Below are 12,610 nucleotides of genomic sequence, written 5' to 3' on the forward strand. Positions count from 1 at the left end.
TGCCTAGCGACGCTTTTTCGTTCCCAGCAACGATCCCATCAAGCCTCTGACCAATTGCCTGCCGAGTTGATTGGCCGCCTGACGCATCGCGTTCTTCATGGCCTGCCCGGCCAGCCCGCCGAGAAATTCGCCCGCCTTCTCACTGAAGCTCTCTTCGTTCGGTTCCCTGCGCTGCGCCGGTTCGTTGGAGGCCGGTTCAGCCACTTTGCGAGTGACCAGCATTTCATAGGCCGATTCCCGGTCGACCGCCTGATCGTAACGCCCCCGTAAAGGCGACGCTGCCACCAGGGCACGACGCTCGTTATCGTCCAGCGGACCAATGCGCGACTGAGGCGGTGCGATCATGACCCTTTGCACCATTGCCGGCGTGCCTTTCGCCTCCAGCGTTCCCACCAGCGCCTCGCCGATGCCCAGCTCTGTCAGCACCTTGAGCGTGTCGAAAGCCGGATTCGGCCGGAACCCGTCCGCGACGGCGCGCAAGGCTTTCTGCTCTTTGGCGGTGAAGGCCCGTAGCCCGTGCTGAATGCGCAATCCGAGCTGCGCCAGCACGTCGTCGGGCAGGTCGCCGGGTGACTGGGTCACGAAATATACGCCGACTCCCTTGGAGCGAATCAGCCGCACCACCTGTTCCAGACGTTCCTGCAACGCTTTAGGCGTATCGGCGAACAGCAAGTGCGCCTCGTCGAAGAACAGCGCCAGCAATGGCTTGTCCGCGTCGCCTCGTTCGGGCAACTGCTCGAACAACTCCGCCAGCAACCACAACAGGAAGGTGGCATAGACCTTGGGCGCTTCGTGCACCAGGCGGCGGGCATCCAGCAGGTGAATGCGCCCTCGCCCGTCCGCCGCCGGCTGCAACAGGTCTTCCAACTGCAAAGCCGGTTCGCCGAACAGCGCTTCGGCGCCCTGCTGCTCCAGCGCCGCCAGCCGGCGCTGCAAGGCCTGACTGGACGCGGTCGTCATCAGCGCGCTGTCCTCGCCGAGTAACCCAGGGTTGTCGCGCAAGTGATTGAGCAGTGCCTTGAGATCCTTGATATCAAGCAGCAACAGCCCCTCTTGATCAGCCACCTTGAATGCAGCGTAGAGCGCAGCCTGCTGGCTATCGGTCAATTCCAGCAGGCTGCCCAGCAGCAGCGGACCCATTTCGCTCAACGTGGTGCGCAGCGGATGCCCGGACTGGCCGTCGACATCCCAGAGCGTCACCGGACAAGCCTGCGGCGCATGGGTCAGCCACGGCATCTGCGCGATGCGTTCGGCAATCTTTCCCTGTGGGCTACCCGCGGCGCCCAGACCACAGAGATCACCTTTCACGTCGGCGGCGAATACGGTGACCCCCGCATCGCTGAACGCTTCCGCCAGCCGCTGCAAAGTCACGGTCTTGCCGGTCCCGGTCGCGCCTGCGATCAATCCGTGGCGATTGGTCAGGCGCAACGCCTGATACACCGGTTGCGCGGACGGGTCCGCGCCCAGCGCAATCTGCTGAGAATCCTGCATGTCGTCATCCTCTTTCTTCGGCACGTTCGCTGGCCCTTGGTACATGGCAGTGGCAAGTATTGACCAGTTTCGCCAACTGTCCCGGCGACCGCTTTGAGGTCGAGCCCTGAGCGCGGCCCCGAGCTCTTTCAAGCACGAGTGGATTCCGCTTCGAGCAACTATTCTTGTCTGAGATCAGCAAAGAACGATCAGGAGTGTTCCCGTGCACATTGCGGACATGACGATGTTCTACGCGCCGGCCAGCGGCGGCGTGCGCACTTATCTCGATGCCAAGCACCTCAGGTTGGGAACTCATCCCGAGGTGCGGCATAGCCTGCTGATTCCAGGGCCCAAGGCCGGTCACAAGAACGGTATTTACCAGGTGCCCGCGCCGACATTGCCGTTCAGCAACGGCTATCGCTTTCCGCTCCGCGCCTCGCCCTGGCACGCCGCCTTGCACGAACTGCAACCGGACCTGATCGAGGTCGGCGACCCGTACCTGACCGCGTGGGCGGCACTGGCCGCTCGCCGCCAGCTGGAAGTGCCGGTGATCGGCTTCTATCACTCCGACCTGCCGTTGCTGGTCAGCAATCGCGTCGGCAGCTGGACCGAGACCGGAGTTCAGGCCTACATCAGCAAACTGTATGGCAACTTCGATCGGGTGCTGGCGCCCAGCAAGATCATGGTCGACAGGCTCAGTGCGATGGGCGTAGAGAACGTTCACGTACAGCCGCTGGGTGTCGATCTCGACATGTTCAACCCCGACCGCCGGGACGATCGTCTGAGGCAGGAGCTTGGACTCAAGCCGGATACCCGCTTGCTGATCTTTGCCGGGCGCGGCTCGAAAGAAAAGAATCTACCGATCCTGTTGCGCTGCATGAAACGGCTCGGCTCACGCTATCACCTGCTGTTGGTAGGCTCGCACATGCCGTTGCAAGTGCCCGGCAACGTGTCGGTCATCGGCCATTTCTGCGCGACCACAGAGTTGGCACGGCTCCTCGCTAGCGCAGACGCGCTGCTCCACGCGGGTGATCAGGAAACCTTCGGGCTGATCGTGCTTGAAGCGATGGCCAGCGGCCTTCCGGTGGTTGCGGTCGCCGCCGGCGCCTTTGCTGAAATCGTCACGCCTGCGTGCGGCCTGCTCTGCGAGCCGAACGACCCCGACGATATGGCTCACGTGGTGCGCCAGCTGTTCTGCGATGACGTGCGGGAGAAAGGCCGGGCGGCGCGCTTTCATGTCGAGCGCCGCTACAGTTGGGACTCGGTCGTCGCCGGTCTGCTGGAGCATTACCGGGCGGTTCTGGGCCGTACCCTGTCGGTGGCCGCCCATGCCTGAGACCCATCTGATCGTGGTGCTGCACGATGTCGCGCCGCAGACCTGGCCTGCCTACCGGGCGTTCGTGGAGCGAATCGACAGGCAGGCGAATATCCCCATGACCTGGCTGGTCGTACCCGACTTTCACAGACAAGGCGCTCTGGAGCGTGCCCAAGGCTTGCAACAGCTGCTGCACGAGCGTTTGCAACGCGGAGATGAACTGGCTTTGCACGGTTACTACCACTGCGACGACGGGCCGGCGCCGCGCACCCCACGCGACTGGCTCATGCGCCGTGTCATTACCTGGGAAGGCGAGTTTTATGCCCTGAGCGAGGCACAGGCATCCACTCGCATCCAGCGAGGCCTGGAACTGTTTTCCCGGCTGGACTGGCCGGTACAGGGTTTCGTCGCCCCGGCGTGGCTGATGAGCGAAGGCACGCGCTGCGCACTGCGCGGTCTGCCGCTGACCTATACCAGCGACGTCAACTGTTTCTACAGACTGCCAGACTTCTCGGCGATAGACGCTCCCGGCATCGTCTGGAGCGCTCGTAGTGCCTGGCGACGCGCGGCTTCACGCGTCTACAGCCTGTGGCGAGAACGCAGGCTGGAGGCGGCCCCCGTCATTCGACTCGGCCTGCACCCAGTCGACATGCTCCACGAAATGTCGCGCAACTACTGGCTGAACCTGATCGAACGCTTGCTGGAACAGGGTCGCACGCCAATGACCAAGATCGCCTGGCTGAATGCTCAGGCGTCGGTCTTGGCATCCGATGGAGCAGATTCGTCGCTGGCGGGATGCAGCTCGCGCCAGAGCCGCTCGGCTCCGTCGAAGTCGGCGCCGTTGTCGTCCGTCAACTCGTCGGGATCGTAGCGGCTCAGACAACCCTCTCCCACCGTGGCCGGCGCCCTGGAAACGGCTTTGTCGAGAGGATCGTGCATGGCGCTTGCTCCCGGTGATGGCATGCAGCGGGAAAACAGCCCTCAAGCTGCTCGCCCGCCTGCGAGATGCTTAGTCGAATACCACAGTCTTGTTATCGTGAACCAGAACGCGGTCTTCGAGGTGCGCGCGCAGACCGCGGGCCAGCACCATCTTTTCCACGTCGCGGCCGAAACGAACCATGTTCTCGACGCTGTCGCTGTGGCTGACGCGGACCACGTCCTGCTCGATGATCGGGCCGGCGTCGAGCTCCTCGGTGACGTAGTGGCAGGTCGCTCCGATCAGTTTCACGCCGCGCAGCGACGCCTGGTGGTACGGCTTGGCGCCCACGAAGGATGGCAGGAAGCTGTGGTGAATGTTGATCACCTGATGCGCGTATTCGCGGCAAAGCGCTGGCGGCAGGATCTGCATGTAACGCGCCAGCACCACGACGTCAGCCTGATGATGGCCGACCAGACGCGATACCTCGGCGAATGCCGGCTCCTTGTCCTTGGGGTCGACCGGAACGTGGTAGTACGGAATGTTGTGCCATTCCACCATGCTGCGCAGGTCCTGGTGGTTGGAAATCACGCAGGCGATGTCGCAATCGAGCTCATCGCTGTGCCAGCGATGCAGCAGGTCGGCCAGGCAATGCGATTCGCGGCTTGCCATCAGCACGACGCGTTTCTTCTGCGCCGAGTCGGTGATGCGCCAGTCCATGGAGAATTCTTCGGCGATGGGCGCGAACGCCTCGCGAAAACCTTCCAGATCGAACGGCAGGGTGTCGGCACGAATCTCATGACGCATGAAGAACCAGCCGCTGAGATTGTCCGAATGGTGACTCGCTTCGGTAATCCAGCCGTTATGGGCGGCCAGAAAGTTACTGACTTTGGCAACGATGCCGACACGGTCCGGGCAAGAAATCACCAGACGAAAAGTGCGCATTAGGGAAAACTCCAGAACTTCGCAAAGGCGCCCATTCTAGCGGTTGCGGGACAAAACTGCAGTATTCGTTTCACAGGATGCCGACCACGTCATGTCGCCCGCTGCTATCCAGTTGCAGACTGCCACTATTGATCATTGCATTCACACGATTCTTCCCGGCGCGACAGCGGCTGTACAGGTTTATCGACCTTGTATTTGCGGCTCGATACAGTCCGTAGCTAGTTCATCGCGTCTGTAGGACGCACGTATATTGACGCGCAGTTCAAATAAAACATTTATTTCATGTTTACTTGCCAGATACCTCTGACTATTATTGCCCCCACTGTAACCCTGAAACCCTGCTCAACATAAGGTCTCCCTCATGTCCCTGATCAACGAATACCGCGCCACGGAAGAAGCCATCAAAGAACTCCAGGCCCGTTTGAAGAACCTGTCGCAAGACGACAAACTGCAAACCGAGCTGGAATTCGAAGGCAAACTGCGCACCCTGATGGGCGAATATCAGAAGTCCCTGCGTGACATCATCGCCCTGCTGGATCCGGACGCCAAAGTTAACAAGGGCTCGCGTGGCGCGGTAAAAACCACCGGCACCAAGCGCGCGCGCAAGGTCAAGCAGTACAAGAACCCGCACAACGGCGAAGTCATCGAAACCAAGGGCGGCAACCACAAGACGCTGAAAGAGTGGAAAGCCAAGTGGGGCGGTGACGAGGTAGAAAGCTGGGCTACTTTGCTGGGCTGAGCCTTGGGGGCTGTACCTTGTGATCTGAAAGAACGCCAGCACGCTGGCGTTTTTTATTGTCAGAATTTTTACCCTTTAACGTCATATCATTAGTCGTGCTCGTAAGGACGCTACATAGTCCTGCCATTGACTCAAGATGCCGACCTGCTCGCTTGTCGCAGTTGGCAACAATTCGTTCAGCGCCTGGGTAAAACTTGATAACGTGTTGGGAGCCCCGAATTCCGGATGCTGCAGCCGGGCCTGACAAAACTCCAGCCATTGTTTGCGTTCCGCGCCGGTCAAGGTGTCCGGAAAGTTTCTGGCGCGGTAGCGGAATAACAATTCGGGCAAGCGCGGGTCGTCGAACGGCCAGGATTCTTTACCCAACTGTTCGGGCTGCGCCTGACGTACTTGTTCGCACAACTGACGGTCACGCTCGCCGATAAATCCACCGTACAACTGCTGTTCAGGGTCCTGGTGACCCTCGAAGTCGTCCTTCCCGTACAACGCACGCAGTTTCTCCTGCCAGACTTCACGACTCTCGTCCAACTGTGCGACACGGGCGCGATAGCTCGACATATCGAGTTGCAACCGTTGCTGATCCTCCTCGCGCAGGACATTCAAAGGCGCGATGACCGGGCAGCGGTTTATATGGAGCAATTTGAGCGGGACCGGCAATTCGCCTTCCGCCAGCGCCTCGCGACGGGTATACAAACGCTGTCTCAGCACCTCGACGTCATGTTCGAGCAGCGGAGCGTGGTCAAGATGCAGGTCACAGACGATCAGCGCGTTGCGATTGTGCGGGTGCCAGGCGAGTGGCACGACCACGCCCAGATAATTGCGGGCCGCGGAAAAGCGGCCGGAAATATGCACCAGCGGCTGCATGAGACGAATCTGCTCCTGCACTTTGTGCTTGCTGCGCAGGGCGAACAGATAGTCATAGAGGCGAGGTTGCCGGTCACGGATCAGCCGTGCCAGTGCGATCGTAGCGCGCACATCGGACAGTGCATCGTGGGCCTGACCGTGATCGATCCCGTTCGCGGCGGTCAGCCTTTCCAGCTTCAACGTGACCCGCCCCTCTTCCTGGGGCCAGACGATTCCATCCGGACGCAACGCATAGGCTGCTCGTACCACGTCGATCAGGTCCCAGCGGCTGTTGCCCCCCTGCCATTCGCGGCCGTAGGGGTCGAAGAAGTTGCGATACAGACTGTAACGGGTTACCTCGTCGTCGAATCGCAAGGTGTTGTATCCCGCGCCACAGGTGCCCGGCGCGGCCAGTTCGGCATGCACACGGGTCATGAAATCGGCCTCGCACAGGCCCTTCTCGGCCAGACGGCCCGGCGTGATCCCGGTGATCACACAGGCCGCCGGATGGGGGAGGATGTCATCCGCGGGCTGACAGAAAAGATTCACGGGAGGCGCGATCTCATTGAGATCGGCATCGGTACGAATCCCCGCCATCTGCAGCGCGCGATCGTTGCGCGGGTTGATGCCGGTGGTTTCGTAGTCGTACCAGAAGATGCTGGAAGTCACTGTGTTGTCCTGAACCTGAGTCCCGCAAAGTGTAGGGCTTGCGACCAGGGTCTGGCCAATCCGGAGACATCCATCCACAGACGTAACCCTTTCATACAAGCATCGGCGACTCTGGCAGGTTGCCTGGCAACCTCGTGGTAGCTAGCATCAGTTTCCACAACGGACGACGCCCGCCGCTAATGACATCAGCTCAAATGCCGCCACAGGCAGCCCCCTTGCACGGGGCACTGGACACGCGGATCAGAATCGAGACACCGGAAGGCACCGACCTGGTCCTGCGGCCCGCCGGGCTGGTGCCCCGCGCCCTGGCCTTCGCCATTGACCTGACCATTCGCGCGCTCGCATCCGGCGTGCTGGTCGTGATTTTCCTGGTGTTCGACCAGTTGGGCTTCGGACTGGCCGCTATCGCATGGTTCATCCTCAACTGGTGGTACATGGTGCTCTTCGAAGTCCTGGACCAAGGCCGTACCCCCGGCAAGCGGATGTTGCGGCTCAGGGTAGTGCATGACGACGGAACCCCGATAGGCTGGGCTTCTTCCCTGTCGCGCAACCTGTTGAGATTCGTCGACATGCTGCCGTTCGGTTACTGCATCGGCGCCTTCAGCTGTCTCAATCACGCCGAGTTCAAACGACTCGGCGACCTTGCGGCGGGCACGCTGGTCATTCACCAGGACACGCCGCTCGCCCGTCCCGTTCTGCCGCCAGCCGCGCCTCTGGCCGCTCCGGTCGCGCTCCGGCTCGAAGAGCAGCACGCCATCCTCGACCTGGCCGAGCGCCAGCGCGAACTGTCCAGCGAGCGGACCCAGGAACTGGCCGTCCTCATCGCAGCGCCCCTGCACATCCCGGACGACGCAGCGGTCGCCCACGTCAACGGCCTGGCGCGCGGACTGCTGGAGCCATTATGAAGCAGAGTCTGTTCGAAGCCCGTCATCACCCGCAGTGGCAGCGATTCAGCGAGCAGCTCGATGAAATCGAACGCGGTCGCGGCGGTACGCCCGCCGCCGAGACATTCGCGGGCGACTATCGCAAGCTGTGTCATCAACTGGCACTGGCCCGGGAGCGCGGCTACAGCAGTCATCTGATTGACCATCTGCATCGTCTGGCGATGCGCGCGCACCAGCAGCTATACCGCCATCGCGATACGCCCGGCGCCTGGCTGGCAGGCTTCGTACTCGCCGGGTTTGCCCGACGGGTCAGGGCCGAGCGGTGGTTCGTGCTGACCGCGGGGTTGCTGTTCTTCAGCAGCCTGATCGGCATGGGATTACTGGTCTATCAGTTTCCGGAACTGGTCTACAGCGTGATCGATCCTGAACAGGTGAACGAGATGGAAAGCCTGTACGACCCAGCGAGGTCGCGCATCGGAGGGCCTCTTGAGCGGGAATCCAGCGAGGACTGGATGATGTTCGGCTACTACATCATGAACAACATCGGCATCGCCTTTCAGACCTACGCCTCGGGCCTGCTGCTGGGACTGGGGAGTCTGTTCTTCCTGCTGTTCAACGGGCTCACCATCGGCGCAGTCGCTGGTCATCTCACCGGCGCGGGTTCCGGCCATAACTTCTGGTCATTCGTGATCGCCCACGGTGCGTTCGAGCTGACCGGTATCACGCTGGCCGGGGCAGCCGGCCTGAAACTCGGCTGGGCGGTGCTCGCGCCAGGACGGTACGGACGGGCTGAAGCGCTGCGCAAGGCCGGCAGGTCAAGCATAGAGCTGATGGCGGGAGTGATCCTGTTACTGGTGATCGCCGCATTCATCGAGGCTTACTGGTCGTCGATGGCATGGCCCCGACCCGCGCTCAAATATCTGACCGGCGTCCTGTTATGGGTAGTGGTCGTCAGCTATCTGACCTTCGCCGGACGCCGCGCTCATGCGCCTGACTGAAGCCTCGGTGGAGCTGCGCCCGCGCTCACCCATGGAAGCCATCGATCTGGGTGTCCTGCTGGCTGGTCAACATCGTTGCCTGCTGATGAGCAGCTGGGCAATCGTCACCCTGCCCGTATTCGCCTTGCTGAGCCTGATCTTTCATGATCGACCGTACCTCGCTGTGCTTGTGTTCTGGTGGCTGAAGCCTGCCTTCGAGCGGTTGCCGCTGCTGATCCTGTCACAGGCGCTGTTCGGCAAGGCGCCTTCGCTAACCCAGGCGCTCAAGGCATGGCCGGCGACCTTGAGGTCACAGTTGATCCCCAGCCTGCTATGGCGGCGCCTGAGCCTGAGCCGCAGCTTCCTGCTGCCGGTACAACAGCTCGAAAAGCTCTCTGGTCGGCAGCGCGCACAACGGATCGAAACACTCTGTCGCCGGGACCGAGGTCATGCCCGGCTGCTGACCGTGGTCGGCCTGCACCTGGAAACGATCCTCTGGACGGGGCTGGCGTTATTGCTGTTCGCCCTCGTTCCCCAACAAATGGAAACCGAATGGCTCTGGCGAAGCCTGCTGACGACAGACATCGAAACCGTCTGGCTGGACCATCTGAGCAACGCGCTTTATGCGTTGGTTCTGATCGTCTGGGAGCCTGTCTACGTCGCCTGCGGATTCACGCTGTATCTCAACCGCCGCACCGTACTGGAGGCCTGGGATATCGAACTGGTGTTCAGACGCCTGCGCCAGCGGCTGACCGGCAGCGCTTACCTGTTGTTGATCGTAGCGACACTCGCGCTTGTACCGAACAGTGCTCCGGTGTGGGCGGACGAGCCGGTCATGGTCTGCCCGCTACCGGAATCCGCAATCCCGTCGGCCGAGCAGGCAGCACCACCGGACGTACCCCGCCTTATGGGCCAGGCGCTGTCGAGCCAGGCCGCGCAGCAATCGATCAAGGCTGTATTGCAACAACCACCCTTCGCCAATCTCGAGCGGGTTTCCGGCTGGCGGTTTCCTGAAAAGCAAGCTGATGCGCGCAGCTTATCGTCAGGGGCAGGTGCAGATTCCTTTTTTGCCTGGCTAGAGCGTTTGATGAGTTCGGCCAAGGCCATTGCCCGCTTTTTCGAGATTGTCCTGTGGGCGGCTCTGCTCGCAGCTATCGCTGTGCTGATCTGGCGTTACCGCGCATGGTTCGCCGTGTTCGTCCCACGCCGGATCGCTTCTGCCGTGCCGTCGCGGGATATACCCGAGCGATTGTTCGGTCTGCGGATCGGGGTGGAAACGCTTCCGGACGACATTGCCGGCAGCGCGGAACGGCTCTGGTCCACACAGCCCAGGGAGGCACTGGCCCTGCTGTATCGGGCGTTGCTCAGCCGACTGCTTGTCGAGCACCGGTTACCGGTCACCAGCGCGGATACGGAGGGAGAAATACTGGTCCGAATCGCCGGCCTGGATCAGCCCGCGCTCGACCGGTTCAGTCGGAGCCTGACATTCCACTGGCAAAATCTCGCCTACGGCCACCAACTGCCCCCGGCCTCGGTCCAGGTCGAACTTTGCAGCGGCTGGCGTCAGTTGTTCGAAAACAGGGCCACGACATGAGCCGACGCAGGAACTACTTGCTGCTGGGGGGCCTGGTGCTGCTGGTGCTGCTCGCGGGCTATGCCGTTACACGCCTGGAATACTACGAAGAGGTCGTTGACCAGGGTCCGTCGCCCCAGGCCAGAGGAAACCCTTATCTCGCAGCGGAGTACTTCCTGCGCCAACGCTCGGTTGCGGTGAGCGTCGCTGACACCTACAAAGACCTCCCGGACCCGAGCCGGCAAGCCAAAACACTTTTGTTACTCGACAGCCGCAAGGGCATGACGCCCGGTGATGTCGATGCCTTGCTGGCGTGGGTCGAGTCCGGCGGACGCCTGATAGTCGCCGCCGAGCAACTGTGGGTGCCCACGCGCGACCGAAGCGGAGACCTGCTGCTGGACAGACTGGGCGTTCGCCATTACCTGACAAGGGACATCAAGGCACAGGACCGCCAGCAAAGCATCGCGCAGTCGAACCTGCCGGTTCCCCTGGCACCCGCGCCTTACCAGCCACCGGCCACGCCCTGGCCGGAGCTGACCCGCCTGTATCTGGAAAACGAGCAGGCTCCGGCCTACATGAGTTTCGACCCCGCCCTGCATCTGGAAGACCCGGACGATATAGCACACTCATGGGCCAACAGCGCGGAAGCGACTCACCTGCTCCAGATCGAAAGAGGCACTGGAACCATTACCGTGCTCAGCGATGCGCAACTGTGGAAGAACCGCGCCATCGCCCGCTACGACAACGCCTGGCTGTTGTGGTATCTGACCCAGGACAGCGCGGTGACGATGGTCGTCCAGACCCGGCATGACAATCTGTTCACGTTGCTTGTGCGCCACTTCCCGCTGGCGCTGACTGCCTTGACGCTGCTACTGATCCTGGCCTTGTGGCGTTACGCGTCGCGAACCGGCCCAGTCCTGCCCGCCGCCACCAGGGCTCGGCGCCAACTCGCCGAACATGCTCGCGCCTGCGCCGATTTCATGGCGCGGCGCGGCGGTCAGCAAGTCTTGCTTACGAACCTTCGCCAGGACATCGCGCGTCGCGCCCGCCAGCGTCATCCCGGCTTCGAACATCTGGTCGTCGCCGAGCAATGGCAGGTGCTGGCGCGATTGAGCCAACAGACCACGGCCTTCGTCAGCGACGCACTGCGTCCCAGGCCCGCGCAGCATATCTCGCAGACTGACTTCACGCGTCAGGTGGCCCATTTGCAAACCCTCAGGAATTCCCTATGAGCGATCCAGCGAGCGACCCGCGGTCCACGACCTCAGGAAGCGATACACCGACAACCGACACGCCTGTCAGCAACCCGGTCCAGCAGCGTCAGCGCGCAAGTCAGCTGGCGCAGGCGTTGCGTGGCGAACTGCAGAAAGCAGTCATCGGCCAGGACGCGGTGATCGACGATGTACTGACTGCGCTGATCGGCGCGGGTCACGTGCTGCTCGAAGGCGTACCCGGATTGGGCAAGACACTGCTGGTTCGTGCGTTGGCCCGGTGTTTCGGCGGTGACTTCGCCCGCATCCAGTTCACCCCGGACCTGATGCCCAGCGACGTCACCGGACACGCCGTCTACGACATGCAGACCGAGCAGTTCAAATTGCGCAAGGGGCCGCTGTTCACCCATCTGTTGCTCGCCGACGAGATCAACCGGGCGCCGGCCAAGACCCAGGCGGCTCTGCTGGAAGCCATGCAGGAACGACAGGTGACGCTGGAAGGCCGGGCATTGCCCATCGCGCAGCCTTTCATGGTGCTGGCGACCCAGAACCCCATCGAGCAGGAAGGCACCTACCCGCTGCCGGAGGCCGAGCTCGACCGCTTCATGCTCAAGCTGCGCATGGACTACCCGGCAGCCCAGCAGGAGCTGGACATGGTTCGTCAGGTCAGTCGCTCGACCCGGGCCGACATGCTCGACGTACAGCCCTTGAAGGTCATCATGCAGGCGCGGGACATCCAGGCGCTGCAACGCATTGCCAGCGACCTGCCCATCGACGATCAGGTCCTGGACTACGCCGTGCGGCTGGCGCGCAGCACCCGGACCTGGCCCGGACTGATGCTCGGCGCCGGACCTCGGGCTTCCATTGCCTTGGTGCGCGGCGGTCGGGCGCGAGCGCTGTTGCGCGGAGCCGGGTTCGTGGTGCCGGACGACATCAAGGCGTGCGCGCTGGCGGTGCTGCGTCACCGCGTAAGACTCTCACCGGAACTGGATATCGAAGGTATTTCCGTGGATCAGGTACTCCGGCAAATGCTGGACCAGGTGCCGGCTCCGCGCTCATGAAGCAGAC

At 62.1% G+C, this 12,610-nt stretch carries 11 protein-coding genes and 1 pseudogene; 8 read left to right on the top strand and 4 right to left on the bottom strand.

Annotation, left to right across the window (positions count from 1 at the left end):
* Nucleotides 1-3: 3 nt before the first annotated feature.
* A complete protein-coding gene (locus TRP66_RS09485; RefSeq protein ID WP_333401379.1) occupies nucleotides 4-1,491 on the bottom strand; it encodes a helicase HerA-like domain-containing protein in 1,488 nt (495 codons plus the stop codon).
* Nucleotides 1,492-1,693: 202 nt separating this feature from the next.
* Here TRP66_RS09485 and TRP66_RS09490 point away from each other — a divergent pair, with 202 nt between their 5' ends.
* Together TRP66_RS09490 and TRP66_RS09495 are read left to right on the top strand one after the other, a co-directional pair.
* Complete coding sequence (locus TRP66_RS09490; protein ID WP_333401380.1) at nucleotides 1,694-2,806, top strand: glycosyltransferase family 4 protein; 1,113 nt, start codon at nucleotides 1,694-1,696, stop codon at nucleotides 2,804-2,806.
* Nucleotides 2,799-3,545: pseudogene (locus tag TRP66_RS09495) on the top strand (DUF2334 domain-containing protein); the annotation flags it as partial. The gene TRP66_RS09490 and the pseudogene TRP66_RS09495, both read left to right, overlap by 8 nt.
* Here the strand turns inward: TRP66_RS09495 and TRP66_RS09500 are convergent.
* Both TRP66_RS09500 and purU read right to left on the bottom strand, forming a co-directional pair.
* A complete protein-coding gene (locus TRP66_RS09500; protein WP_333401381.1) occupies nucleotides 3,533-3,724 on the bottom strand; it encodes a hypothetical protein in 192 nt (63 codons plus the stop codon). The pseudogene TRP66_RS09495 and the gene TRP66_RS09500 sit on opposite strands and share 13 nt — an antisense overlap.
* Nucleotides 3,725-3,794: 70 nt before the next feature.
* Nucleotides 3,795-4,646 carry a formyltetrahydrofolate deformylase gene (gene purU, locus TRP66_RS09505; protein ID WP_333401382.1) on the bottom strand — a complete coding sequence of 284 codons (852 nt, stop codon included), beginning with the start codon at nucleotides 4,644-4,646 and terminating at the stop codon, nucleotides 3,795-3,797.
* A gap of 361 nt (nucleotides 4,647-5,007) precedes the next feature.
* On the opposite strand from purU, the gene mvaT reads away from it, so the two are divergent.
* The gene (gene mvaT, locus TRP66_RS09510; protein WP_333401383.1) at nucleotides 5,008-5,385 is read left to right on the top strand and encodes a histone-like nucleoid-structuring protein MvaT; all 378 of its coding nucleotides are present in this window, start codon (nucleotides 5,008-5,010) and stop codon (nucleotides 5,383-5,385) included.
* 81 nt (nucleotides 5,386-5,466) lie between these two features.
* Here the strand turns inward: mvaT and sbcB are convergent, their stop codons facing one another.
* Nucleotides 5,467-6,897, bottom strand: coding sequence for an exodeoxyribonuclease I (sbcB, locus tag TRP66_RS09515; protein ID WP_333401384.1), 1,431 nt, complete (start codon nucleotides 6,895-6,897; stop codon nucleotides 5,467-5,469).
* A 179-nt stretch (nucleotides 6,898-7,076) separates the two neighbouring features.
* Between sbcB and TRP66_RS09520 the strand changes: the two genes are divergently transcribed.
* Genes TRP66_RS09520 through TRP66_RS09540 form a run of 5 tightly spaced genes read left to right on the top strand, consistent with a single transcriptional unit; the run spans nucleotide 7,077 to nucleotide 12,603 of the window.
* Nucleotides 7,077-7,802, top strand: a complete 726-nt coding sequence (locus tag TRP66_RS09520) for an RDD family protein (RefSeq protein ID WP_333401385.1) — start codon at nucleotides 7,077-7,079, stop codon at nucleotides 7,800-7,802.
* Nucleotides 7,799-8,779, top strand: coding sequence for a stage II sporulation protein M (locus TRP66_RS09525; protein ID WP_333401386.1), 981 nt, complete (start codon nucleotides 7,799-7,801; stop codon nucleotides 8,777-8,779). The genes TRP66_RS09520 and TRP66_RS09525 overlap by 4 nt, the downstream gene beginning before the upstream one ends.
* Nucleotides 8,766-10,352 (top strand): DUF4129 domain-containing protein, encoded by a 1,587-nt coding sequence (locus TRP66_RS09530; RefSeq protein WP_333401387.1) that lies wholly within the window; start codon nucleotides 8,766-8,768, stop codon nucleotides 10,350-10,352. The genes TRP66_RS09525 and TRP66_RS09530 overlap by 14 nt, the downstream gene beginning before the upstream one ends.
* On the top strand, nucleotides 10,349-11,563 hold the full coding sequence (locus TRP66_RS09535) for a DUF4350 domain-containing protein (protein WP_333401388.1): 1,215 nt from the start codon (nucleotides 10,349-10,351) through the stop codon (nucleotides 11,561-11,563). The genes TRP66_RS09530 and TRP66_RS09535 overlap by 4 nt, the downstream gene beginning before the upstream one ends.
* Nucleotides 11,560-12,603: an AAA family ATPase gene (locus TRP66_RS09540; RefSeq protein ID WP_333401389.1), complete on the top strand. Its 1,044-nt coding sequence runs from the start codon at nucleotides 11,560-11,562 to the stop codon at nucleotides 12,601-12,603. The genes TRP66_RS09535 and TRP66_RS09540 overlap by 4 nt, the downstream gene beginning before the upstream one ends.
* The last annotated feature ends 7 nt before the right edge of the window (nucleotides 12,604-12,610 follow it).

It is taken from the genome of Pseudomonas sp. JDS28PS106 (assembly GCF_036706555.1).
Classification (GTDB): domain Bacteria; phylum Pseudomonadota; class Gammaproteobacteria; order Pseudomonadales; family Pseudomonadaceae; genus Aquipseudomonas.